Source organism: Saccharothrix luteola, from assembly GCF_020859565.1.
GTDB lineage: Bacteria > Actinomycetota > Actinomycetes > Mycobacteriales > Pseudonocardiaceae > Actinosynnema > Actinosynnema luteola.
Genome location: NZ_JAJHUO010000015.1, coordinates 166,542 through 191,219, shown reverse-complemented (window position 1 = coordinate 191,219; position 24,678 = coordinate 166,542). Strand labels below are relative to the sequence as shown.

The 24,678-nt window shown below is 72.6% G+C and carries 20 protein-coding genes; 8 read left to right on the top strand and 12 right to left on the bottom strand.

Annotation, left to right across the window (positions count from 1 at the left end; genetic code table 11):
- The first annotated feature begins 82 nt into the window (after positions 1-82).
- Genes LNK82_RS21920 through LNK82_RS21905 form a run of 4 tightly spaced genes read left to right on the top strand, consistent with a single transcriptional unit; the run spans position 83 to position 3,828 of the window.
- Positions 83-1,003, top strand: a complete 921-nt coding sequence (locus LNK82_RS21920) for a carbohydrate ABC transporter permease (protein ID WP_230568908.1) — start codon at positions 83-85, stop codon at positions 1,001-1,003.
- Positions 1,003-1,911, top strand: a complete 909-nt coding sequence (locus LNK82_RS21915; RefSeq protein ID WP_230568907.1) for a carbohydrate ABC transporter permease — start codon at positions 1,003-1,005, stop codon at positions 1,909-1,911. Before LNK82_RS21920 ends, LNK82_RS21915 begins: the two co-directional genes overlap by 1 nt.
- A 5-nt stretch (positions 1,912-1,916) precedes the next feature.
- The gene (locus LNK82_RS21910; RefSeq protein ID WP_230568906.1) at positions 1,917-2,603 is read left to right on the top strand and encodes a YesL family protein; all 687 of its coding nucleotides are present in this window, start codon (positions 1,917-1,919) and stop codon (positions 2,601-2,603) included.
- A gap of 40 nt (positions 2,604-2,643) precedes the next feature.
- Positions 2,644-3,828 carry a glycoside hydrolase family 88 protein gene (locus tag LNK82_RS21905; protein ID WP_230568905.1) on the top strand — a complete coding sequence of 395 codons (1,185 nt, stop codon included), beginning with the start codon at positions 2,644-2,646 and terminating at the stop codon, positions 3,826-3,828.
- Between the two features lie 41 nt (positions 3,829-3,869).
- Here the strand turns inward: LNK82_RS21905 and LNK82_RS47825 are convergent, their stop codons facing one another.
- Positions 3,870-5,321: a glycoside hydrolase family 43 protein gene (locus tag LNK82_RS47825; protein ID WP_230568904.1), complete on the bottom strand. Its 1,452-nt coding sequence runs from the start codon at positions 5,319-5,321 to the stop codon at positions 3,870-3,872.
- A 420-nt stretch (positions 5,322-5,741) separates the two neighbouring features.
- On the opposite strand from LNK82_RS47825, the gene helR reads away from it, so the two are divergent.
- Complete coding sequence (gene helR / locus LNK82_RS21895; protein WP_230568903.1) at positions 5,742-7,943, top strand: RNA polymerase recycling motor ATPase HelR; 2,202 nt, start codon at positions 5,742-5,744, stop codon at positions 7,941-7,943.
- A 222-nt stretch (positions 7,944-8,165) separates the two neighbouring features.
- On the opposite strand, the gene LNK82_RS21890 is transcribed toward helR, so the two are convergent.
- Genes LNK82_RS21890 through LNK82_RS21865 form a run of 6 tightly spaced genes read right to left on the bottom strand, consistent with a single transcriptional unit; the run spans position 8,166 to position 16,519 of the window.
- Positions 8,166-9,452, bottom strand: coding sequence for a cation:proton antiporter (locus LNK82_RS21890; protein ID WP_230568902.1), 1,287 nt, complete (start codon positions 9,450-9,452; stop codon positions 8,166-8,168).
- Positions 9,449-10,840, bottom strand: coding sequence for a cytochrome P450 (locus tag LNK82_RS21885; protein WP_230568901.1), 1,392 nt, complete (start codon positions 10,838-10,840; stop codon positions 9,449-9,451). Before LNK82_RS21885 ends, LNK82_RS21890 begins: the two co-directional genes overlap by 4 nt.
- Positions 10,831-11,922 (bottom strand): alpha-hydroxy acid oxidase, encoded by a 1,092-nt coding sequence (locus LNK82_RS21880; protein ID WP_230568900.1) that lies wholly within the window; start codon positions 11,920-11,922, stop codon positions 10,831-10,833. The genes LNK82_RS21885 and LNK82_RS21880 overlap by 10 nt, the downstream gene beginning before the upstream one ends.
- Positions 11,919-13,502 carry an NAD(P)-binding domain-containing protein gene (locus LNK82_RS21875; protein WP_230568899.1) on the bottom strand — a complete coding sequence of 528 codons (1,584 nt, stop codon included), beginning with the start codon at positions 13,500-13,502 and terminating at the stop codon, positions 11,919-11,921. Before LNK82_RS21875 ends, LNK82_RS21880 begins: the two co-directional genes overlap by 4 nt.
- 10 nt (positions 13,503-13,512) lie before the next feature.
- Positions 13,513-14,982, bottom strand: a complete 1,470-nt coding sequence (locus tag LNK82_RS21870; RefSeq protein WP_230568898.1) for a class I adenylate-forming enzyme family protein — start codon at positions 14,980-14,982, stop codon at positions 13,513-13,515.
- A complete protein-coding gene (locus LNK82_RS21865; protein ID WP_230568897.1) occupies positions 14,969-16,519 on the bottom strand; it encodes an FAD-dependent oxidoreductase in 1,551 nt (516 codons plus the stop codon). The genes LNK82_RS21870 and LNK82_RS21865 overlap by 14 nt, the downstream gene beginning before the upstream one ends.
- 63 nt (positions 16,520-16,582) lie before the next feature.
- Between LNK82_RS21865 and LNK82_RS21860 the strand changes: the two genes are divergently transcribed.
- Positions 16,583-18,079, top strand: a complete 1,497-nt coding sequence (locus tag LNK82_RS21860; protein ID WP_230568896.1) for an aromatic amino acid ammonia-lyase — start codon at positions 16,583-16,585, stop codon at positions 18,077-18,079.
- Here LNK82_RS21860 and LNK82_RS21855 read toward each other — a convergent pair.
- Positions 18,060-19,364 carry a sensor histidine kinase gene (locus LNK82_RS21855; RefSeq protein ID WP_230568895.1) on the bottom strand — a complete coding sequence of 435 codons (1,305 nt, stop codon included), beginning with the start codon at positions 19,362-19,364 and terminating at the stop codon, positions 18,060-18,062. The two genes, LNK82_RS21860 and LNK82_RS21855, sit on opposite strands and share 20 nt — an antisense overlap.
- Entirely contained in the window at positions 19,361-20,050 is a 690-nt protein-coding gene (locus tag LNK82_RS21850) for a response regulator transcription factor (RefSeq protein WP_443706261.1), read from the bottom strand. Before LNK82_RS21850 ends, LNK82_RS21855 begins: the two co-directional genes overlap by 4 nt.
- 167 nt (positions 20,051-20,217) lie before the next feature.
- Between LNK82_RS21850 and LNK82_RS21845 the strand changes: the two genes are divergently transcribed.
- Positions 20,218-20,592: a PadR family transcriptional regulator gene (locus LNK82_RS21845; protein WP_230568894.1), complete on the top strand. Its 375-nt coding sequence runs from the start codon at positions 20,218-20,220 to the stop codon at positions 20,590-20,592.
- Positions 20,589-21,956 carry a permease prefix domain 1-containing protein gene (locus LNK82_RS21840; RefSeq protein WP_230568893.1) on the top strand — a complete coding sequence of 456 codons (1,368 nt, stop codon included), beginning with the start codon at positions 20,589-20,591 and terminating at the stop codon, positions 21,954-21,956. The genes LNK82_RS21845 and LNK82_RS21840 overlap by 4 nt, the downstream gene beginning before the upstream one ends.
- A gap of 19 nt (positions 21,957-21,975) precedes the next feature.
- Here the strand turns inward: LNK82_RS21840 and LNK82_RS21835 are convergent, their stop codons facing one another.
- The 3 genes from LNK82_RS21835 to LNK82_RS21825 are packed head-to-tail and all read right to left on the bottom strand — an operon-like array spanning position 21,976 to position 24,519.
- Positions 21,976-23,190 (bottom strand): 3-deoxy-7-phosphoheptulonate synthase, encoded by a 1,215-nt coding sequence (locus tag LNK82_RS21835; RefSeq protein WP_230568892.1) that lies wholly within the window; start codon positions 23,188-23,190, stop codon positions 21,976-21,978.
- A complete protein-coding gene (locus tag LNK82_RS21830; protein ID WP_230568891.1) occupies positions 23,174-24,385 on the bottom strand; it encodes an FAD-dependent monooxygenase in 1,212 nt (403 codons plus the stop codon). The genes LNK82_RS21835 and LNK82_RS21830 overlap by 17 nt, the downstream gene beginning before the upstream one ends.
- The gene (locus LNK82_RS21825) at positions 24,382-24,519 is read right to left on the bottom strand and encodes a hypothetical protein (protein ID WP_230568890.1); all 138 of its coding nucleotides are present in this window, start codon (positions 24,517-24,519) and stop codon (positions 24,382-24,384) included. Before LNK82_RS21825 ends, LNK82_RS21830 begins: the two co-directional genes overlap by 4 nt.
- Positions 24,520-24,678 lie beyond the last annotated feature (159 nt).

Here is a 24,678-nt window from a genome sequence, read left to right as displayed (position 1 = left end):
GGCGGCGCCCCGGGCGGGGGGGGGCCCCCCCCCCCCCCCCCCCACTTCCAGCACATCACCTACGCAGGAGCACAGAGAGCCGATGAGCACCACGACGGTCGGCGGTCCGCGCCGAGCGGACCGGACGAAGCGGTGGTACCGGGCGCGCCGGTCACTGCAGGGCGCGTCGTTCGTCCTGCCGAACTTCCTCGGCTTCGGCCTGCTCACCCTGGGCCCGGTCGTCGCCCTGTTCTACATCTCGTTCACCAACTGGAACGTCTTCGGCACCGCCAAGTGGATCGGGCTGGACAACTTCACCCGCCTGCTCGGTGACGCGAGCTTCCACCGGGCGCTGCTCAACACGCTGTACTACTCCGCGTTCCACATCCCGCTCACGCTCGCGCTGTCGCTGGGCCTGGCCCTGTTGCTCAACCGGAAGCTGCGCGGCGTCGCGTTCTTCCGCACCGCCGCGTTCTTCCCGTACGTCACCTCGATCGTGGCCATCGCCATCGCGTGGAACCTGCTGTTCAGCCGCGACGCCGGCCCGATCAACCAGATCCTCGGCCTGTTCGGGGTGGACGACCCGCCGGGCTGGACCGCGTCCTCGACCTGGGCGATGCCCGCCGTGATCATCGTCGGGGTCTGGCGCGAGATGGGCTACTACATGCTGCTCTTCCTCGCGGGCTTGCAGACCGTGCCGCCGGAGCTGCACGAAGCCGCCCGGATCGACGGCGCGAACGCCTGGCAGCGCTTCCGCAACGTGACCCTGCCGTGCCTGCGCCCCACGACGTTCTTCGTCACGGTGATGCTCACCATCGGCAGCTTCAAGGTCTTCGACCTGATCCTCGTGATGACCAACGGCGGCCCGGGCCAGTCGACCCTGGTGCTGTCCCAGTACATCTACCAGAAGGGCCTGGTGGAGAACCGGTTCGGCTACGCCTCCGCGATCTCCGTCGTGCTGTTCGCGCTCTGCATGCTGGTCACGGTCGTGCAGTTCGCCGTCAACCGGAGGAGGAACGCCTGATGGCCGCGCCGCGCACACTGCCCGACCTCGCCGCGCCCGGGACGGTCGGCGCCGGGCCCGCCGCGCCGTCCGAGCCGAGCGGCACGCGGTTCCCCGCGCCGGGCAGGATCCTGGGCTACGCCGTCCTCGTCGTGGCGGCGGCCGGGCTGCTGCTGCCGTTCTTCTGGATGGTCTCCTCGTCGTTGAAGACCGCCAACGGTGTCTTCTCCGTCCCGGTGACCTGGTTCCCGGACTCGCCGCAGTGGGCGAACTACGTCGAGATCTGGCGGATCTCGGACATGCTGGTGTGGTTGAAGAACACGGTCTTCCTCTCGGTGGTCGTCACCGTGCTCCAGCTGTTCACCGGCAGCTTCGCCGCGTACGGGTTCGCCAAGGCCCGCTTCCCGGGGCGCAACCTGCTGTTCCTGCTCTACATCGGCACGATCGCGGTGCCGTGGCAGGCGTACATGATCCCGCAGTTCATCATGATGTCCGAGGTCGGCCTGACCGACACGCCGTGGGCCGTCATCGCCCTGCAGGCGTTCAGCGCCTTCGGCGTGTTCCTGATGCGGCAGTACTACATGACCATCCCCGACGAGCTGTGCGAGGCCGCCAGGGTGGACGGCCTGAGCGAGTACGGCATCTACTTCCGGATCATGCTGCCGCTGTCGGTGCCGGCCCTCGCCAGCCTGGCCCTGCTCACCTTCGTCACCACCTGGAACGACTACCTCGGTCCGCTGATCTACCTGCGCGACCCGGACCTGTGGACGATCCAGCTGGGGCTGAAGTCGTTCGTCAGCGAGTACAACGCCGAGCACGCGTTGATCATGACCGGCTCGGTGCTGTCCGTGGTGCCGATCGCGGTGGTGTTCCTGCTCGGGCAGAAGTACTTCGTCCAGGGTGTCGCGACCAGCGGGCTGAAGGGCTGACGACCGTGTCGCACGAGATCTACGCGAGGGTGTTCACCACCGCCTACGCGCTGCTGGCCACCAGTGCGCTCGTGGTGGGCGCGAGCGCGCCGTTCCTGGCCGTGCTGCTGTTCACCCCGGTCACGGCCAGTTGGCCGTTGCTGGTGCTGACCGCGCCGTTCGTCGGCCCGGCCTTCGCCGCCGCGCACGCCGTGTTCGGCTCCACCGCGCGCGACGACGGCGCACCGGTCGTGCGGGGCTTCCTGCGCGCCTGGCGCCGGCACGCCCGCCGGTCCGTGATCGTGGCCGCCGGAGCGTCCGCCCTCCTGGTCGTCCTGGCGGTGGACATCCGCGCGGCGTGGGGCACACCCGTCGGCGCCGTCGCCATCCCGGTCCTGGCCGTGCTCGCGGTGCTCACCGCGGTGACCGCCCTGGTGGCGCTCACCGGCGTGGTCGAGCACCCCGACGTGCCGCTGCGGCGACTGGTGCGGGCCTGCCTGTTCCTGGCGCTGCGCCGCCCGCACTTCACCGCGATCTCGCTGGTGGCGCTGTGGGTGCTGGCGGCGGCCGTCGGCGCCCTGCCCGTGCCGGCGCTCGCCCTGCTGACCGGCCCGGCGCTGTACGTCGTCTGGGTCGGCAGTCGCGCGACCCTCCGGCCGCTCCGCGTCGTCCCGGGCCCCGAGCCCGACTCGCGTTCTGTCGCGGCGCGCTGACCCGCGCCCGCTGTTCCGTCACCCGTTCTGAGGGAGAACCATGTCCGCGGAAGCAGACCGCGCCGCACCGACCACCGACCACCTGGCCGCGGCCTGGAACGCCGCCCTGGCGACCGTCAGAGGCAACATCGCCGACTTCACCGCCTGGTACCCGGACGACACGACCACCGCCGGCGCCTACCGGCCGCGCACGGCCCGCGACGGCCAACCCGAGGGAGCCAACGTCGGGTGGACCACCGGCTTCTGGCCGGGGATGCTCTGGCTCGCCTGGGAGGCGACCGGCGACGACGCCGTGGGGCGGGCCGCGCGACTCCAGGTCGACAGCTTCGAAGACCGCGTCCGGCGCGAGGTCGACCTGGACACCCACGACCTCGGGTTCCTCTACACCCTGTCGTGCGTGACGCCGTACCGGCTGCTGGGCGACGCGCGGGCACGGGAAGCCGCGCTGAAGGCCGCGAACCACCTGATGGACCGCTTCCTGGAACCCGCGGGCATCCTCCAGGCCTGGGGCGACCTGGAGAACCCGCTGCAACGCGGCCGCACGATCATCGACAGCCTGATGAACGTGCCGCTGCTGTACTGGGCCGCCGAGACGACCGGCACGCCGTCGTTCTTCGACGCCGCCATCCGCCACACCGAGCAGCTGCGACAGCACGTCATCCGCCCGGACGGCACCACGTTCCACACCTACTACTGGGACCCGGAGACCGGCGAGCCGCTGCGCGGCGGCACCGAGCAGGGCCACCAGGACGGTTCCTGCTGGGCACGCGGGCAGGCGTGGGGCATCTACGGGTTCGCCCTCGGCTACCGGCACGCGCGGCGGGAGTCGTTCCTCGACGCGGCCAGGCGCTGCGCGGACTACTTCCTCACCCGCCTGCCGGAGGACCGCATCGCCTACTGGGACCTGGTGTTCGACGACGGCAGCGGGGAGGAACGCGACTCCTCGGCCGCCGCCATCGCGGTGTGCGGCCTGTACGAGCTCGCGGACCACCTGGACGACCGGGACGCCGCCCTGCGCTACCGCGTCGAGGCCGACGCCATCCTGGACAGCCTGGCCACCGCGTACTCGACCGCGCACGACCCCGGCGCCACCGCGCTGCTCCTGCACGGCGTCTACGACAAGCCCAAGGACGTCGGGGTGGACGAGGGCAGCCTCTGGGGCGACTACTTCTACCTGGAAGCCCTGAGCCGGCGGCTGCGGCCCGACTGGCGCAGCTACTGGTGACGGGACGGGGGTGGGCGTGTCGAACGCCCACCCCCACTACGTCAGCTGGTCAGCCGGAACGTGGCGTCCGCGCGACCCGTCGCGTCGGTGATCTGGTCGAGCCGGAGCTGGTAGGCGTAGTGCCGGAGGTACCGGTCCGGGTGGTTGTAGGACTGGAACGACGACCAGGACGACGAGGCGAGCCCGGCCACCTGGCGGAACGTGGCGTCGGCCTTGAACGTCGCGCTGCCGTCGTCCGCCGCCAGCACGAAGTCGTAGTTGTTGTGCCGCAGGTAGTAGCCGGGGTAGTTGACCGACTGGAACGACACGGTCCCGGAGCCCGCCAGACCGGGCATCACCCGGAACTGGGCGTCCTGGGCCGGGCTCACGTTCGGGTCGATGCGCACGTCGAAGTCGGCGTGGCGCACGTACCGGTCCTGGAAGTTGTAGGACTGGATGCGGTTGACCGGGGTGGTCGCGCCCCACTTGGCCAGGACGCGGCTCTCCTCGGCGGCGGTGAGGTTGAGGATCGAGCCGTGCCGCTTGCGGGTGGCGCCCAGGTTGTAGTCCGTGCGGGTGGTGAAGTTGCGGGTGCTGCCCAGGTTGGTCGACGTGATCGGCATGTACCCGCGGCCGGTGGCGTACTGGTCCAGCCACAGCGCCCACTCGTTGCGCCCGTTGAACTGCATCCACATCGGACCTTCGACCACGTTGCCGCCGCCGGTGCCGTTGGAGATGCCCATGTGCGAGAGGTTGCCGATGGTGGTCCACGAGCCGAGGATCGAGTTGCTGCCCTCGACGGTGATGTGGCCGTCGGCGGAGGCCCGGTAGTAGCGGTAGCCGCCGACGCTGCCGGGCGATTCGACGATCTGGGTGTCGATGATGCCCTGGCCCGCGCCGCGGTCGATGTAGAGCACCGGCGAGGTGACGGTCCGGAAGTCCCTGGTGCGCACGTAGTAGATGCGGTGCTTGGTGACGCCGTTGAGCGGCGCGTTGGTCGCCCAGTAGACGACGTACTCGCCGGACGTCGGGTCGTAGATGGCCTCGGGCGCCCAGGCGTTGCCCGCGCCCGAGATGCCGGACGCGACGTTCAGCAGCCGTGGCGCGGACCAGGTGACCAGGTCGGTCGACTCCCACACGACCAGGGACTTGCTGCCGCGGTTGGCGGCGTCGGACCACGACGTGCCGCTCGCGATGCGCAGGTCGGTGGCGATGATCCAGTACCGGTCGCCGGCGGGGGAGCGGACGAGCGCGGGATCGCGCACGCCGCGCGTGCCGACGGTGGACAGCAGCACGGGCGCGCCGTTGTTCAGGTCGGTCCAGCGCAGGCCGTCGCGGCTGTGCGCGAGGTAGATCTGCTCACCGGTCGAGTGCTCGCCGGTGAAGTGCGCCATCAGGTAGCCGGTGAACGGCTCCAGCGCCTCGGCGCGCCGGTCGGTCGTCACCGACCAGGAGGTGAACAGCAGGGCGACGGCGGCGACCAGCGCGCCGATCCTCGTCAGTGTTCGTGGCACGGGTGATCTCCCTTGATCACGGGGTGGTTCACGATCGGAGCGGTGTGGTGTTCGGCGGCATTGGTGAGCGCTAACAACACGTGTCGGGTGCCACGGAGTAGCTGTGAGCGCCCTCACGCTTCAGCGGCGAGTATGTTCGATGTTCGCGTTAACATCAAGGGGTGGCGTGGGGCTTCGCGCCACGGGCGGGGCGGGCGCTGTGGGGACGCGGGCGCGCTGCGGCACCGTCGACGGCGACTCGTGCGCGTGAGGTCGGGCGGGTGGTCGACAACCCCCGACGCCTGGTCCGGTGAGACGCCCGCACCTGCGCGATGGGCCAGGGGGCTTGACAGGGGCCGGACAATAGAAAATCGGCGTGCGCTCCGATGTGGACTGGAGTACCCGCCGAACCTAAGACCACGTTAGCGCTGTGAGGGGCATGTGTCAACTCAGGGGTACGAAGACGAACTGCGGTCCGAGCGGGGCTACGTGGCCGGGCTCTACCGACGGCTGGACGCCGAACGCGTGCGGGTGAAGGCGGAGTACGACGCGGCGCTGCGCGGCACCGGTGGCACGCCCATGGAACGCGACGTCGAAGTGCGCACGCTGGCCAAGGAGGCGAAGCGACTGGACGTGGCCGACAACGGGCTCTGCTTCGGCCGGTTGGACACCCTCACGGGGGAGCGCTCGTACATCGGGCGGATCGGGTTGTTCGACGAGGACGACGAGTACGAGCCGGTGCTGCTCGACTGGCGCGCGCCGGCGGCGCGGCCGTTCTACGTCGCCACCGCCGCGAACCCGGAGAACATGCGCCGGCGCCGCCAGTTCCACACCCGCGGGCGGCACGTGGCCGACTTCACCGACGAGGTGCTCGGTCGCCCCGATGGCGCCGAGCGGGGTGACGCGGCGCTGCTCGCGGCGGTCAACGCGCCGCGCGGCGAGGGCATGCGCGACATCGTGGCGACGATCCAGGCCGAGCAGGACGAGATCATCCGGCTCGACCACCCCGGCGTGCTCGTGATCGAGGGCGGACCGGGCACGGGCAAGACCGTGGTCGCGCTGCACCGCGTCGCGTACCTGCTCTACACCCAGCGCGAGCGGATGGAGCGGCACGGTGTGCTGGTCGTCGGGCCCAACCCGGCGTTCCTGAACCACATCGGCCGCGTGCTGCCGTCGCTCGGCGAGTCCGACGTGGTGTTCATGACGCCGGGCGACCTGGTGCCCGGTCTGCGCGTCACGGCCGACGACACGCCCGAGGCCGCCCGGCTCAAGGGCTCGCTGAAGATCCTGGACGTGCTGAAGGCGGCGGTCGCCGACCGGCAGCGGCTGCCGGAGGAGCCGGTGACGCTCGAACTGGGCGGCGGCAGGGCGCGGATCGACGCCGCCACCGCGGAGTGGGCCAGGGACGAGGCGCGCGCGAGCGGCTTGCCGCACAACGAGGCCCGCGCGGTGTTCAGCGAGATCATCACCTACGTGCTCACCGAACGGGCGATCGGCAGGCTCGGCAAGGACTGGCTGACCAGGGACAACAAGGAAGCCTGGGAACGCATGCGGGCGGACCTGGTCAAGGAGCTCGCGGAGGACGACGGGTTCGTCGCCGTGCTCGACGAGCTCTGGCCGGTCCTGACGCCGGCCGCTCTCCTGGCGTCGCTGTACACCTCACCCGAGCGGCTGCGGGCGGCCGGCGCCGACCAGGCGTTGTGGCGTGCCGACGGCGAGGCCTGGACGGTGTCGGACGTGCCGTTGCTCGACGAGCTGGTCGACCTGCTCGGCCGGGACCAGGCGGCCGACCGGACCGCCGAGCGGCAGCGCAAGGCCGAGGCCGAGTTCGCCGAGGGCGTGCTCGACAGCCTGCACGGCCGCCAGGACTCGATGGACGACGAGGACCACCTGTACGCCACGGACCTGCTGTACGCCGAGGACCTGGCGGACCGGGTCCTCGAACGCGACACGCGCGAACTCGTCGAGCGCGCCGCCGCCGACCGGGACTGGACCTACCGGCACGTCGTGGTCGACGAGGCGCAGGAACTGTCCGAGATGGACTGGCGGGTGCTGATGCGGCGCTGCCCCGGCCGGTCGTTCACGGTGGTCGGCGACCTCGCGCAACGCCGGTCCGAGGCCGGTGCGACGTCGTGGGACGCGATGCTGGAGCCGTACGTGCCGGGCCGGTGGGTCTACCGGGCCTTGACGGTGAACTACCGCACGCCGGCGGAGATCATGTCCGTCGCCGCCGCCGTGCTCGCCGAGTTCGCGCCGTCGGTGCAGCCGCCGGAATCGGTGCGCGCGTGCGGCGTGCGGCCGTGGTCGAGGCGGGTCGCGGAGGACGGGCTGCCGGCCGCCATCGAGGAGTTCGTCCGGGACGAAGCCGGTCGCGAGGGCACCAGCGTCGTGATCGGGCCCGTGGGCATGGCGGGCACCGTGCCCGCGTCGGAGACGAAGGGCCTGGAGTACGACGCCGTCCTGGTCGTCGAGCCGGAGCGGATCCTCGCCGAGGGCCCGCGCGGCGCGGCCGAGTTGTACGTCGCGCTCACCCGCGCCACCCAGCGCCTCGGCGTCCTGCACCAGGGCCCGTTGCCGCAGGTCTTGGCCGGTCTCGCGGAGACCGGGACGCCGGCGGGTGCCGGCGGTCGGCGGTCGGCGTAGCGGTTCGCGCGCGGCCGGCCCGGCTCAGAGGGCCGGCCGCAGACGTCCTGTCGCGTCTGATCACCGGTCGGCCCACGATCGCGGCACGTCGCTTCCCGACGGGGTGGTCCGGTCCGGATCGGCACGGGGAGCGTGGACCGCGCGGTACGACCGGTGCAGGGCTCGACCGGGAGGGCGAGGAGCCGCCGTCCGCCGACGGCGGCTCCCACCACGGGGTGAGCCTCAGTTGTTCGACGCGGGCACCGCGGGCGGTATGAAGTCGGTCGCGCCGCGCTCCAGGCTCTCGGGCAGGGACGCCCGGTAGATCGGCATCGCGGCGGCCGTGGTCACGATCGCGACCGCGACGAGGATCGCGAACAACTCCGGGGTCACCATGTCGTGCGCCAGGCCGATGTTGATGAAGATCAGGATCATCAGCCCACGCGCGTTCATCAGCCCGCCGACCGCCGACGCGTAGCGCCACGAGAAGCCCTGGGCGCGCACCACCACCGCGCAGCCGAGGTACTTGCCCGCGAACGCGACCGCCATGATCACCGCGAGCGGCCACCACAGGCCGCCGCCCGCGCCGAAGCCGGACACCTGCGTGTTCAACCCGCTGAACGCGAAGAACACCGGCAGCAGCAGGATGGAGTTCAAGTCCGTGAGCCGGGTCTCCAGCTCCCGGCGCACGATCGCCGACTGCGGCATCGCCAAGCCCGTGATGAACCCGCCGAACACGGAGAACACGCCGATGTAGTCGGTGAACCACCCCGCCAGCAGGACGACGAGCAGCACGACCGCCATCACGTCGCGGCTCATCCGGCCCTCGCGCTCCACCCGCGCGCCCAGCCGGGCGAACAGGTTGCGCCCCACCGTGAGCATCAGCAGCGCGAACACCGCCGCGCCCGCCACCGTGCCCACCGCGTCGAACGGGCTGCCCGCCGCCGCGACCGCGATGATCACCGCCAGGATCACCCACGCCGCCGCGTCGTCGATCGCCGCCGCGACCAGCGTGAGGCCGCCGATGGGCGTGTTCGCGATCCCGCGCTCCTGGAGGATCCGCGCCAGCATCGGGAACGCGGTGATCGACAGCGCGCCGCCGACGAAGAGCATGAACTCCCACCGGGTCGTGCCGTCCGGGCTCAGCGAGCCGAAGAACAGCGCCGCCACGGCCGCGCCCAGCGCGAACGTCGGCACGATGCCCGACACCGCGAGCGCCGACGCCCGCCGCATGTTCCGCCCGGCGGCCAGGCCGTGGTCGAGCGAGGACCCGACCAGGAACATGTAGAAGGTCAACCCGATCGTGCTCAGCACGTACAGGGTGTCCTTGACGTCCGTGGGGAAGAGCTGGGCCTGCACCCCCGGCGCCACGGCGCCCAGCAGGGCCGGCCCGAGCAGGACGCCGGCGACCATCTCGCCGACCACTCTGGGCTGCTTGACCGCCATGGCGATGCGCCCGCACAACGTGGTCGCGGCGAGCACGACCGCGAGCGCGGCGAACACCTTCAACGCGAACTGGATCTGGTTCACTCGGTGATCTCCTGGGTGGAAGGCGGCTCTCGCCGCAGCGGACGACCCTGGGTGTCGTGCGTGTCGAAGTAGCGCCCGGCCAACCGCAGCCGGTGGGCGTGCAGGACCATGACCGTGCCGAGCACGAGCTGGACGACGCTGCGCCACACGTCCTCCCACCGGTCCCGCACCCGCAGGAACGCGCCGAGCACGGCGAGGCGGCGCGGCGGCAGCGGTTGGTCGGCCCGGACCAGCAGGCACGGGCCGCGGCTGGGCAACGACCGGGTGTGCCTGACCGTCGAGTGCGGCGTCACGCGGCGCAGCACCTCGCCGGTCGCGCCGCGCAGCGCCAGCGGGGACAACCGCCACGCCGGGCACGGCCGGTTGGCGGCGACGCCGAACGGGATGTGGTGCGCCGTGCGGACCCGGACCTCCTCCCAGCGGTCCGGGTCGAACACCTCCGGGCGCGCGTGGCCGGTGGCGTGGTAGTCGGGATAGCTGAAGCACAGCACCGAACCCGCGGGCAGCGTGGTGCGCTCGTCCAGCTCGATGTCCCCGGTGGTGACGCGGTGCGCGATGCCGAACAGCGGGTAGAGCCGCATGGTCTCGTCCAGGACGTGGGTGAAGTAGCTCTCGTCGGCCGCGAGCCGGGCCGCCACGCGCGGGTGCTGCGCCAGCGCGAGCAGCAGGTGCGCCATCGCCTCGGACATCTGGACCACGCCCGTGTTGAAGAACGTGCCCTGGAGGTAGTGCACCTGCTCGGTGGGCGACAGGCTCGCCGGCAACGGCCGCCGCACGTCGCCCGCCGCGACCCGCCGGGCCAGGTAGCGGGTCAGCCGCGCCCGCCGGGCCGGGTGGCGCAGCCCCGTGCACTTCAACGACGTCACCACGTCGTCGGCGTGCCCCACGATCAGGTCACGCGCCTCGCGGGGGCACGGCTCGCCGAACACCAGCTCGTAGAAGTACTCCGCCCACACCGGCATCATCAGGTCGCGCAGCCGCACCAGCGTGACCCGCCCGGTGAGCACCTCGTCGAGCACCCGGCCGGTGCAGCGGGCCGCCGTCGCCGACAGCACGTCACCCGGCCCGGCCAGCAGCGCGCGCGTGGTGCGGGCCACGTCCTCGTAGCGCGGGCCGGCCTCCAGGTGCTCTTGGTGCACCTCGGGTCCGGGGGAGAGCCAGTACCAGAACAGGTCCGACAGCCCGGCGCCGCGGCTGCGGCCGTTCGCGGCGGGGTGGCTGTAGACCTCCTGGAACCGGTCCGGCCCGACGGCGGCGTTGGGGAACATCACCGCGTTGTCCCCGTTGACCTTCTCGAACACCTTGGCGCGCAGAGCGACCACCCGCGCCGGCAGCCAGCGCGGCGCGGTCAGCACGACCGCGGCGGCGAGCAGCCCGGTCACCCACACCGCGCGGACACCCCCGTCCCGCGCGCGACCACCAGGTCCCGGGTCAGGTCGGTCAGGTCACGCCCGCCGCACAGCGCGAGGACGTGGTCGAACTCGTCGCGCAGCACGTCGAGCACCCGGGACACGCCGGCCTCGCCGGCCGCGGCCAGACCCCACAGCACCGGCCTGCCGACACCCACCGCCGACGCGCCCAGCGCGAGCGCCACGGCCACGTCACCGCCGCGCCGGACACCGCCGTCCAGCACCACCGGCACCCGGCCCGCCACCGCGTCGACCACCGCGGGCAACGCCTCGACCGCCGCCGGCGCGAGGTCGGACTGGCGGCCACCGTGGTTGGACACCACGATCCCGGCCACCCCGTGCTCGACCGCGAGCACCGCGTCGCGCGGGTGGAGCACGCCCTTGAGCCACAACGGCAACGACGTCAGCTCCCGCAGCCGGTCCAGGTGCGCCCACGACACCGACGGCGACATCTCGATGTCCCGCACGCCGCCCGGCGGGCCACCGGGCAGGTCGCGCATGTTCTCCGCCGCCAGCCCGGCGGGCAGGTCGTGGAAGCCGTGCTCGGCGTCGCGGCGGTGCCGGCCGAACACCGGGGAGTCGGCGGTCACCACCAGCGCCGTGCAGCCGGCCCGTTCCGCCCGGTGCACCAGGCAGTCCGTCACGTCGTCGTCGGGTTGCAGGTAGAGCTGGAACCAGACGGACGCGTCCGCGTCGACCGACCGCGCCGCCGCCGCCACCTCGCCGATCGCCACCGTCGAGGCCATCCCGGACACCAGCACCGTCCGCGCCGCCGCCGCGGCCCGCGCGGTCGCCAGCTCACCGTCCGGGTGCGCGAGCCGGTGGAACGCGGTCGGCGCGATCAGCACCGGCAGGGCGAGGCGACCGCCGGGCAGGTCGACCCCGAGGTCCCGGGTCGCCCGCCCGCGCAGCACCCTCGGCAGCAGGGCCAGGCGGCCGAACGCCGCCTCGTTCTCCCCGAGCACCACCTCGTCGCCGACCCCGCCCGCGTAGTAGTCGTAGTGCACGGGGTCGAGCACCGCGCGGGCCTGCTCGTGCAACCGCGCGAGCCCGCTGCTCACGGTGAACCCACGGCGGTCCGGTCCAGCCGGGCGTGCAGGAACGCCAGCAGCGGCGCCCGGTGCACGTCCTCGCTGTCCCACTCGTTCTCGAGGTTCTCGGTGAGGTGGTGCTCGTCGAGCAACGTCCCACCGCGGAAGTGCCGGACCACCGGGTGCAGGTAGCGGCCGTCGAGCCCGCTGGTGTCCTCTTGGGACACCCGGCCCGCCGTGACGTCGAACGGGTTGACCTGGTCGTGGTCCGCGCCGTACTCCAGCGTCACCGCCAGGTAGGACTCGACGTCGCCGAAGTCGCCGCGGCCGACCGCCTCGTGCAGGTGGGCCAGCGGCACCTCCTCGGCGTAGCGCAGCGCGCCGTCCGACCCGACCAGCACCGCGTCCGCCATGAACGCGAACAGCTGCCACAACGCCGAGGTGCGGTTCACCCGCTCGATGACCGCGTCGGCCACCGCGTCGGGGGTGGGGGAGAGGTCCCGGCTCGGCCACGCGACCCCGTGGTAGCGGTGCTCCATGATGTGGTGCAGCGCCCGCACCCCGTACCGGAAGCCGTGGATGAACCCGCTCGTCGACTTCTTGAAGTCCCTGGCCTGCGTGATGGTGCCGGCGAAGAACAGGTCGGGCACGTTCACCGACTCCCAGGCGGCGGTCTGGTCCGGGAAGCGGTCGTTGATCGTGAGCCGGGGACGGCACTCGGGCGCGAAGATCGACGCGTCGAACCGGAACCCGGTCGCCATGATCACCCGGTCGTAGCGGATCTCCTTGACCCGCTCGGCGACCCGCACGAAGGCGACCCGCACCAGGAAACCGTCGCCGTCGCGGCGGATGTCCAGCACCCGGCCGTCCAGCAGCGCGTTCTGCGACTTGAGCTGGTAGGTGTCGAGGAAGTTGTTGTTGACCGCGCGCAGGTGGCCGACGAAGTGCGTCTGCCACGCCAGCTTCAGCGAGCCGGGCCCGGCGACGTGGATGACCGACGCGGTCTCGATCAGGTTGTCGGCGGTCTCGAACGCCGAGTTGCCGCGACCGACGATCAGCACCCTCTGTCCGGTGAAGTCGGCGGGGTCCACCGACACCTCGTCGTACCGCTCGGCGAGCTCCGCCCCCTCGATCGGCGCCACGTACGACTTGGACACACCGGTGGCCACGATGAGCCGACGTGCCCGGTAGGTGTCGCCGTTGCGGTCGCGCACCACGAAGTCGTCCGGCCTGGTCACCTCGACCACCGACGCGCCGTAGCGGATCGGCAGGTCGTGCGCGGCGGCGAAGTCGGCCAGGTAGCGGACCATGTCGTCGGCGTGCGGGAAGTAGCGCGGCGTGTAGCCGGTGAACAGCAGCGACGGGTCGTCGGACAGCAGCGAGTTCCAGTCGGTGCGCAGGTTGAGCTCGGGGTCGTCCCACCCGGTGTTCGGCTTGTTGATCGAGATCAGGGTGCGGTGGCGGGGGAAGCGGGTGAAGAACGCGCCGGGGGCGTCACCGGCCTCCAGCACCAGGTGGTCCCGCCCGGCGCGGGACAGCAGGTAGGACGCCTGGAGCCCCGCCGGGCCGGCGCCGATCACGAGACACTCCGTGGAAACCTCGCTGGGCACGTCTTTCTCCTCACGTCCGGGTGGGGGACAGCAGGCGCTTGTCCGGCTTGCCGCTCGGTGCGAGCGGCGGTTCTTCGATCACGGTCACGGCCACCGGCGCGCACGCGGCGCCCAGCCGGTCGGTCACCAGCGCGCGCAGGGCCGCGAGGTCGGGCGCGCGGTCTGCGGTCGGCACGACGAACGCGTGCACCGCCTCGCCGGTGTCCTCGTCCGGCACGGCGACCACGTACGCCTCGGCGACGTCCGGGTGCTCGGCGACGACCCGCTCGATCGGGCCCACGTAGTGCAGGTTCGCGTTGACGATCACCACGTCCCTGGTCCGGCCGGTCAGGTGCAGGTGGCCGTCGGCGTCGAGGTGGCCGAGGTCGCGGGTGCGCACCAGGCCGTCGGCGAACACCTCGGCCGACCGCTCCGGGTCCGCCCAGTACGCGCCGGCCTGCGCCGGCGTGCGGACGAACAGCTCCCCGTCGACCTCTGGCGGCACGGGTGCGCCGTCCGCGTCACGGACCTCGACGTGCACGGCGGCGGGCGGTATCCCCACCGTGCCGGGCGGGTCGGCCGGGGTCGCCATCGAGATCATGCCCGTCTCGGTCTGGCCGTAGCCCTGGAACACGACCGGCCCGAGCACGTCCAGCGCCTCGCGGTGCCGGTCGGCCGTCAGCGGCGATCCGGACACCATCAGCGCCCGCAACGACGACAGGTCGGCCGGTGCGCGGCGCTGCGCGGCGACGAGCTTCGTCAACCGCGGCACGGTGAACACGCTCGCCGAAGCCCGGTGGCGGGTGATCGCCTCGGGGAACACGGGCCGGTCGGCGACGACCGCCGTGCCGCCGGCGGTGATCGCCACGACCGCGTACTCGAACATCACCTGGCTCGACAGCGACCCGAACACCAGGAAGCGGTCCAGCCGGGAGGCCAGCTCGCGGATCGCGGGCGGCCACGCGTCCGGTCGGGCGGTCCACGCGGAGGTCATCGCGGCGTAGGTCTGCGCGCAGGCCTTGGGCGCGCCCGTGCTGCCGCTGGTGTGGATCAGCCGGGCGACGTCCGAGGGCCGGCCGGCGCACCGGAGCCGACCGTCGGCACGGGTCTCGCGCAACGAGTCGACGGTCAGCACGGGGGTCCCCGATTCGGGCGCGATCGTGTCGTCCGAGTCGGTGATCACCGCGGCGACGTCGAGGCCGAGCAGGTGGCGCACCTGGTCGTCGGGCAGGCCCGGCCGCACGCCCAGCACCCTCGCGCCCACCGCGTGCGCGGCGAGGATCGTGGCGAACGCCTCCGGGTTGACGCCGAGCAGGAGCGCGACGCCGTCACCCGGACCCAGACCTCGCCCGCGCAAACCGGCGGCGATCCGCGAGACGAGGTCGAGCATCTCCGCGCCGGTCACCACGCGCGTGCCGTGTTCGAACACCGGCCGGCCCCCGGCGGTCTCGAGCACGTCGAGCACCGCGCGCGGGAACGGCTCGGCCTCACGCGCCGGCAAGGCATTCCTTCACGAACGCGACCAGCGGCTGCTGGTGCACCGCGGGCAGGTCCCACTGGTTCTCGAGGTTCTCGGCCAGGTGGTGGGTCGCGTCGAGCGTGCCGTCGCGGTAGTGGCGCACCACCGGGTGCAGGTAGCTCGCGTCGTGCGCGTTGGCCGCGTCGTTCTCCACCACGCGCGGGACGGTGATGTCGAACGGGTCCACCTTGTCGTGGTCGGGCCCGTACTCCAGCGTCGCGACGAACCGGTGCTCGGCCGGGCCCAGGCCGCCGTCGGCGACGTAGGCCACCGGCACCTCTTCCTGGTACCGCGCGGCGCCGTCGGAGACCGTGACGACGTCGCCGATCACCGCGAACTGCTGCCACAGCGCGGACGACCGGTTCACCCTGGCCACCACCGCGTCGCTGATCGCCTCCGGCGACGGCTCCAGCTCCGTCGACGGCCACGGCGTGTCGTGGTGGCGGGCGGCGAGGACGCGGTGCAGGGCGCGGACCCCGTACCGGAAGCCGTGGATGAACCCGCTGGTGGACTTCTTGAAGTCCCTGGACTGCGTGATGGTGCCCGCGAAGTACAGGCCCGGCACCGTGGTCGACTCGAACGCGGGTGTCTGCTCGGGGAACCGGTCGTCGATCACCAGCGCCGGGCGGCAGCTGTCGTCGAACACCGAGGCGTCGAACCGGAACCCGGTGCACGCCACGATCCGGTCGTACTCCACCTCCCGCGACGACTCCGCCGCGCGGGCGTAGCGGAACCGGACGCGGAAACCGCCGCCGGCCCGCGGCTCGATGAGCTCCACCGTGCCGTCGATGACCGCGTTCTCCGACTTGAGCTGGTAGGTGTCGAGGAAGTTGTTGTTCACCGCGCGCAAGTGGCCGACGTAGTGCGTCTGCCACGCGAGCCGCACCGAGTGCGGGCCGGCCACGTGGATGACCGCCGCGTGCTCCACCAGAGCGTCCGCGGTCTCGAACCCGGAGTTGCCCTTGCCGATCACCAGCACCCGCTGGTCGGTGAACGACTCCGGGTCGGTGTCGAACGTGTCGTAGCGCTCGGCGTGCTCGATGCCCGGGATCGGCGGCACGTGGAGTTGCGAAACACCGGTCGCCACCACGACCCGCGCGGCGCGCCACGTCCGCCCACCGCGGTCGAGCACGGTGAAGCCCTCGTCGTCACGGGAGATCCGCACGACCTCGGTGTCGTAGTGGACCCGGACGCCGGTGGCCGCGGCGAAGTCGGCCAGGTAGCGGACCAGGTCGTCGGCGTCGGGGAAGTAGCGGCGGCTGTAGCGGGTGAACAGCAGCTCGGGATCGTCGGTCAGCAGCGAGTTCCAGTCCATCCGCAGCCGCTGCTCCGGGTCGGAGTACCCGGTGTGCACCTTGTTGATGGAGATCAGGGTCCGGTGCCGCGGGTAGCGGGTGAAGAAGGTGCCCGGTGCGGTGCCGCGTTCGAGGACGGCGTAGTCGCGACCGTCGCGCTCCAGCAGGGCGGCGAGCTGCACACCGGCCGGTCCCGCCCCGATGATCAGGTAGTCGTGCGCCATGAGCCAGGAAGCTACGCAGTCGATCTCAGAACTCTCTGAGATCGACTGCCTACCGTCGGTGCGGTGACCACGACCGTGACCGACGCACCCGTGGACCTCGGCGCACCGCTGACGAGCGACCACCTCCACCGTGCGGCAGCGCCGTTGCCCGTGCTCGTCAGCCCGCCCGTCCGGGAGCGGGTCGACCGGGGCCGCGAGTACCTGCGCACCGTGCTCGCCGACGACGAGCGGCCCGTCTACGGCGCCAAGACCGGGTTCGGCGCCCTGGTCGGCTTCGCGGGCCGTGAGGACGAAGCGGACCAGTGCGACAACACCCTGGCACACCTCGGCGCGGGCCAGGGGCCGGACCTGCCGGCCGACATCGCCCGCGCCGCGCTGCTCGTGCGGGCGTGGTCGCTCGCCCAGGGCCTCTCGGGGGTCTCCGCGCACGTCGTGGACGGGCTCGCGGCGATGTTCGCGACCACGTTCGCCCCGGCGATCCCGCGCTACGGCTCGGTCGGCGCGAGCGGCGACCTCATCCCGCTCGCCTACGCGACCCAGGCGTTGCGCGGCCGTGGCCACGCCTACTTCGACGGTGAGCGGATGCCCGCCGACGACGCCCTGCGACGTGCCGGGCTGACCTCGCTCACCCTCGACGGGCGTGACGCGCTGGCGCTCGTCAACGGCACGTCGGTCACCACCGCGGCCGCCGCGCTCGCGTTGGACAGCGTGCGTGCCTCGCACCGGGCGATCCAGGACCTGACGTGCCTGCTCGTGGACGTCCTCGGCGCCGACCCGGGTTTCCTCGACCCACGCCTCATCTCCGCCTACGGGCACCCCGGCGCGGCCACCGTCGCCGAGCGGATGCGGGCCACCCTGGTCGGCACGATCCCGAGCGGCAAGCGTGCCCTCCAGGAGCCTTACAGCCTCCGGTGCTCGCCGCAGCTGCTCGGCGCGGCCGAGGACGCGTTGCGCTACGTCGACGGCGTGGTGGCGGCCGACCTGGGCGGTGTCAGCGACAACCCGCTGTTCTTCCCCGGTGACGACCTCGTCGCGCACGGCGGCAACTTCTTCGGCCAGCCGGCCGCGTTCGCCGCCGACGTCCTCGCCATGGTCACGGCGTCGTTGGGCAACCTCGCGGAGCGGCAGCTGGACCTGCTGGTCGACCCGGTCCGCAACACGGGCCTGCCGCCGATGCTGGCCGCCGGGCCGGGACGCCAGCACGGGTTGCAGGGCGTGCAGCTGGCCACGACGGCGTTCATCGCGGAGATCCGCCGCGCGGTCTTGCCGGCGAGCACGCAGAGCCTGCCGACGAACCTGCACAACCAGGACGTCGTGCCGTTCGGCACCCAGGCCGCGCTGCGCTCCTACGACGTCGCCGAACTGCTCCGGCTGCTGTGCGGTTCACTGGCGCTCGGCCTGCGGCAGGCGGTGCACGTGGGCGGCCGCCGCCCGACCGCGCCCCGCTGCGCCGCGCTGCTCGACGCCCTCTGCGACGTGATCGCCCCGGTGGACCCCGACCGACCGCTCGACGCGGACGTGCGTGCGGCGGCCGACCTCGTCACCGCGGGCCGGTACTGATCGCCTTGCCCGTCACGGCGTCGGCAGTCGCAGTCGCGGCAGCGGTGGCACTGGCGGTCGGGTCGGCGACGGGTAAGCGCAGGGTGAACCGCGCGCCCTCGCCCGGGTGGCCGACGGCCTCCACCGTGCCGCCGTGGCCGGTCACCACCTCGCGCAGCAGCGCCAGCCCCAGCCCGAACCGCCGCTCCGGCTCGCCCGGTCCGCGGTGGAACCGGTCGAACAGCCGGTCCGCCTCCACCGGGTCGAAACCCTCGCCGGTGTCCGCGACCGTCAGCTCGACCTGCCCGCCCCGCACCCCCAGGCGCACGTCGATCCGACCACCCTCCGGCGTGTGGCGGACGGCGTTCGCCAGCAGCTCGTCCACCGCGCGCCGCAGCGCGGTCTCGACCCCGATGACGATCAGCGGGCCGGTGGGGCGTTCGACGGTCAGCGTGATCCGCCGTTCGCCCGCCCGGTCGCTCTCGGTCTCCACCGCGGACTCCGCCAGCGCCGCCAGGTCGACCGCCCGGCCGCCGAGGCCCTCGGGCCGGCGGGTCAGCCTGGCCGACAGCAGCAGGTCGTCCACCACGTCGCCGAGCCCGCGGATCGAGCTGGCGAGCTTGTCGAGGCCGTCGCGGTGGTCGTCGGGCAGGTCGGCGGCCTTCGCCCAGCGGGCGAGCAGCTGCGCCCGCGTGTACGCCCGCGCGATCGGCGTCCGCAGCTCGTGGCTGGCGTCCGTGACGAACCGCCGTTGCCTGGCCAGCGCCTCCGCCAACGGCGCGACCGTGCCGCGGCCGACGCACAGCCCCAGCAACGCCGCCGCGACCAGGCCGCCGATCTCCGCGATCGCCAGCGCCACCAGCAGGTGCCGCCGGTCGGCGAGCTGGTAGCGCGTGTCGAAGACCGCCTGCACCGTGCTGCCGTCGGCGCCGCGCTGGGTCAGCGTCAGGTACTCGGTGCCGTTGAGCTCCAGTTCGCGCTCGATGGTCCCGCCGGACGCCGCGACCGCGTCGAGGTCCCCGCGCAGCGGGAAGCCCGGCGGCACCTTCAGCAGGCCGTCGTCGAGCACGCCGTCGTCCAGGATGAACAGCCACGTGCACCCCGGTGGCGTCGAAGGCACGCCGAACCGGGCGTTGTACCGCAGCTCGCGCGTCACCTGCGAATCCTGGGCGTGCACCATCATGGCGTACGCGAGACCGCCGACGAACGCCACCAGCACGGTGATCGCCAGCGCGACCAGCACGCTGATCCGCAGACGAGCCCGCCGGATCACCGCGCGCTCCGCCTCGGCCCACGAACGGCTCACAACGCCCCCAAGCGATACCCGAGTCCTTGCACCGTGTGCACCACCGAACGGTCGATCTTGGACCGCAGGTAGTACACGTAGGTGTCCACAATGGATGTTGCCGAAGCGTCCGGGAACACCACGCGCCGCAACGACGCCCGCGTGTGCACGGTGTCCGGATAGGTGGCGAGCACGCGCAGCAGGGTGAATTCCCTGGTGGTGAGCGGCACCCGCGCACCGTCGGGCAGCACCGCCTCCCGCTGTCCGACGTCGAGGTGCCCGCCGCCGATCCGCAGCACGTCGGCCAGTTCCAGCGCCCGCCGGCACAGCGCCCGCAGCCGCGCGCTCAACTCGTCCAGGTCGAACGGCTTCACCAGGTAGTCGTCCGCGCCCGCGTCGAGACCGTCGATCCGGTCGTGGACGGTGCCCATGGCGGTGAGGATCAACGCCCGCGTCCGCACCGACCTCGACCTCAGCCGCACGAGGAGGTCGAGCCCGTCGAGGGCGGGCAGGCCGCGGTCGATCACCACCACGTCGTACGGGCGGGTGAGGCCGAGGTGCAGCCCGCGCTGCCCGTCCAGGGCAACGTCCACGGTGTACCCCTCGTCGCGCAACGCGGCGGCGAGCAACTCCACGAGCTCGCGGTCGTCCTCCACCAGCAGCAACCGGAAGCAGTTGGCCGGCCAGGATCTGGAGTTGCCCTGCACGCCACCAGAATCCCACTTCCGGGTGTTCGGTCAACGTGATGAGAGGGCCGACCATCGGGGTTCCGCCGCCCCGCGTCCCGAATGGTCCATTCCGCGCTGCTTGCTACGACGCGATACCTAGAAGTACTATGCCTTGCACATCTAGGGTACGTCTTCGGGAGGGCAGGGTGAAGGTCGCCAAGGACCTCGTGGCCGCCTCGGCGACGCCGATGGTGCTGGGCATCCTGGCCGAGGAGGACAGCTACGGGTACGCCATCCTCAGGCGGATCAACGAGCTGTCCGACGGGAAGCTGGACTGGACCGAAGGGCTGCTCTACCCGTTGCTGCACCGGCTGGAGCGCCTCGGGCACGTGGAGTCGACCTGGCAGTCGGTGGCCGGCGAGCGGCGGCGCAAGTACTACCGGATCACGCGCAGCGGCCTGGCCGAACTCGCCGAGCAGCGCAGGCAGTGGGACGCGGTGGTGGACGCGCTCAAGGAGATCTGGCCCCGTCCGGACGATTCGCGGCCGTTGAGGACGTTGCCGCTGGGAGGGTTCGCATGACCGACGATCAGGGCGACCTGGACGCGCAGTTCGCCCAGTGGCGGCACTACGTGCAACGGCGACGGGAGCTGCGGCAGACCGACGTCGACGAGCTCGAAGACCACCTGCGGGGTTCGGTCGACGACCTCCTGGCCGCGGGCCTGCACGCCGACGAGGCGTTCCTGGTCGCGGTCAAGCGCATGGGCAGCCTGGACGAGCTGTCGCGCGAGTTCGCCCGGGAGCACTCGGAACGGCTGTGGAAGCAGCTGGTGCTGACCGGCGGGTCCGACGGCCCGGCGGCGGGCGGGCGGTCGCGGCGCGACCTGCTGGTGATGGTGGGCTGCGCGGCGGGCGCGGCGGTGTCGATCAAGGCGCCGGAGCTGTTCGGCCTGAGCCTGGAGGACGACGCCGCGTTCTACGCGCCCAACGTCGCCCTGTTCGCGTTGCCGTGGCTGGCGGGCTTCCTGGCCTGGCGCCGTCGGGCGACGGCCGGGGTGATCGGCGTGCTGGTGGCGTTGTTCGCGCTCGGCGCGGTGGCCGCCAACGCCTACCCGCTCGCGGAGGACTCCCAGTCGGTGGTGCTGACCAGCATCCACCTGCCGATCGCGCTGTGGTTCGTGGTCGGTCTGGCGTACGTGTCCGACGACGTGCGGTCGTCCCGGCGGCGGATGGACTTCGTCCGCTTCACCGGCGAGTGGTTCATCTACTACGTCCTCATCGCGCTCGGCGGCGGGGTGCTGATCGCGTTCGTGTTCGGCACGTTCGAGGCGATCGGGATCTCACCGGAGACCGCCATCTCGCAGTGGGTGCTCCCGTGCGGCGCCGCGGCGGCGGTGGTCGTGGCCGGGTGGCTGGTCGAGGCCAAGCAGAGCGTGGTGGAGAACATCGCCCCGGTGCTGACGCGGTTGTTCACCCCGCTGTTCACCGCGGTGCTGCTGGCGTTCCTGGTCACGCTCGGCGTCACCAGTGCCGGCATCGACCTGGAACGGCAGGCGCTGATCCTGTTCGACCTCCTGCTGGTCGTGGTGCTCGGCCTGCTGCTCTACTCGTTCTCGGCGCGCGATCCGCTGGCCCCGCCCGGCGTGTTCGACAAGCTGCAACTCGCCCTCGTGGTCAGCGCGCTGCTCATCGACGTGCTGGTGCTGCTGGAGATCACCGGCCGCATCACGGAGTACGGCACCACGCCCAACAAGGCGGCGGCGCTGGGCGAGAACGTCATCCTGCTGGCCAACCTGGCGTGGACGGCGTGGCTGCTGCTGTCCCTGATCCGCCGCCGTGCGCCGTTCACCGCGCTGGAGCGGTGGCAGACGGCCTACCTGCCGGTGTACGCGGTGTGGGCCTGGGTCGTCGTGCTGCTCTTCCCGCCGCTGTTCGGCTACCTGTGACGCGTGCCGCCGGGCCGGGTCACCGCGCGCACCGTTCGGCGGTCCGCAGCGCCAGTTCCAGTGCCTGGTCGCGGTTGAGGCGCGGGCCGTCGGTCGACACGTCGTCGACCAGGTCCACGTGCAGGCCCCCGGCGTGGGTGCCGGCGGCCCGGTGCGCGTCGTGGAAGGCCAGCACCTCGGCCACCACGTCGTCGAGGTCGCCGGTGGTGGCGGTGAAGGTGTTGCCGTGCAGGGGATCGCACACCCAGCCGACCGGGACTCCGGTGTCGGTGACGGCGTCGAGCAACCGCGGCAGCACCCCGCGCACCTGCCCGGCACCCAGACGGGTGATGAACGTCAGCCGTCCGGGCACGCGGTCGGGGTTGAGCCTGCGGGCGAGCCCGGCCGCGTCCCGGGCGGTGGCGCCCGGGCCGAGCGCGACCGCCACCGGGTTGTCGATCCCGGCCAGGAAGTCGACGTGCGCACGGCTGCGGTCGCCCACCCACAGCAGGTGCCCGGAGGTGCCGAACCGGCGTCCGGTGCGCGGGTCGGTCCGGGTAAGCGCGAACTCGTAGTCCAGCGGGACGGTCTCGTGGCTGACGAAGAGGTCAGGCGGGCCGGGGTGCGGGCCCGCCAGCCGTGACCGCACGAGGGCGACGACGTCGGCGTGGCGTGCCGCGGCCGGCGTCGTGGCCAGGCGTCGGTCGAGCGATTCCCGCGCCGCGTCGGCGGTGGCCGGGTCGGACACCAGGGCGCGCAGCGCGTCCAGGTAGCGGGCCGAGTTGCGGTACCGGCGGCGGGTGTCCGGGCCTGCGGTGACGACCCGGCCGACGGTGACCACGGGCAGGCACGCGGCGTGGCCGAGGACGAGCGCCAGCTCGCGCGTGAACCGGTACCCGGAGACGTCGTCGGAGGTCTGCGCGCCGGGGCCGCCGTGCAGCAGCAGCGCCTGCCCGGTGGCGACCTGGCCGATTTCCGCGGTGAGCCGGTCGCACTGCTGCGGCAGCACGAGCGCCGGGGTGCGGATCGGTGCCGGGCGCACGTGCCGTTCGTCGGCCCAGCCGGACCGTGCGGACAGGACGGACCCTTCGGCTTGTGCGGCCTGGTCGGACTCGCGCGTGCCGCCCTGTCTCGGCGACGGCGGCGTGAGCACGACCTCGGGCGTGGCGTCAGCAGTGGCGCCCTCCGGCTGGACCCGCCGCGGCGGGGGGTGGACGGTCGGGGCCGTGCCGCCGGGCTCAGACGAGTTCGCCATGGTGGGATTCCTCCGAGGTCGCCAGCGCGGCCTCCGCGTCGTAGCCGTGGATCCAGGCCAGGTCTTCGGGCAGCCGGCTCAGCTTGGCGTCCCGCTCGTCGGCGGCGGGCCCGTCGGGGAGCTGGTAGCACTCGCCGTTGCTCCGCGAACCCCGTTGCAGCATGCGGGTCCGGGTGCGCCGGGCCCGTTCGTAGCGGTCCAGTGCCAGCGCGGGCCGGTCCGGCCACGTGCGCAGGCAGGCCGCCAGCACCACGGCGTCCTCGACCGCCTGGTTCCCGCCCTGGCCGTGGTGCGGGAGCATCGGGTGCGCGGCGTCGCCGACCAGCGTCACCCGGTCCAGGCTCCAGCGGTCGACGGGCTCGCGGTCGAACAGGCCCCAGTGCGACACCTCGTCGGCCGCGCCGACGATCCGGGTGACCGCGGGCGACCACCCGGCGAACGCGGCCAGCACGTCGGCGACCCGGCCGCGGCGCACCCACGACTCCCGGGTCCACCTCGGGTCGCGCACCACGGCGAGGAAGTTCACCGTGTCGCCGCCGTGCACCGGGTAGGCGACCAGGTGCCTCGCAGGTCCGAGGTGGAACGACAGCGCGTCGTCGACCGCGTCGCCGACCAGGTCGGCCGCGACCAGGCCGCGATAGCCCGATCTGCCCGAGTAGACGGCGCGATCGGCTCCCACGACGTCCGTCCGCACCGTGGAGTGCACGCCGTCCGCACCCACCACCACCCCGGCCTCGACCCGCCGGTCACCGCCGAACTCGACCACGACCCGGTCGGCCAGCGGGGTGACGCCCAGGCAGCGGTGCCCGGTGCGCAGCTCGCCGCCCTCGTCGCGGTACCGCTCGGCCAGCAGCCGTTGCAGGTCCGCGCGGTGGAAGGTGTAGAACGGCGCGCCGAAGCGGTCCTCGTAGTCGCGGCCCAGCGGCAGCGCCTGCCGCACCGCGCCGGTCCGCCAGTGGTGGAACACCACGCGCCCCGGTTGGAAGGCCATCCGCCGCAGCTCCGCGCCCAGGCCGAGCCGCAGCAGGGGCCGGGTGCCGTTCGCGCCGAGGGCCAGCCCCGCTCCTTCCTCGCTCAGCGCGTCGGCCTGCTCGAACACCACGACCCGGACCCCCGCGCGGCGCAACGCCAGAGCGGTGACCAGGCCACCGATCCCCGCGCCGACCACGGCGACCGGCACGTGCTCGGCGCTCACGGCGCACCGGCGACGGCGTCGTGCGCCGTCACCCGGGGGTCGTCGCGGAACGCCGGGCGCCCGGTCGCGTCACCGTCGCGGTGGCCGTCGCCGGTCAGGGGAGGGGTGGTGGACTGGAGTGGGACTTCGGGCATGGTCGCTCCTGCGCGGAAGTCACGGCGCGACGCGGTGGACCCCGACCTGTCATCGGGTCCACGACCTGCCATCCGGTGTCGTCCGTACGGGCGTCCGATCCTCGCGGGCGGCATCACGGGCCGTGCTGTGCGCCGAGCGTATGCGCCGGTCGCGGGGGC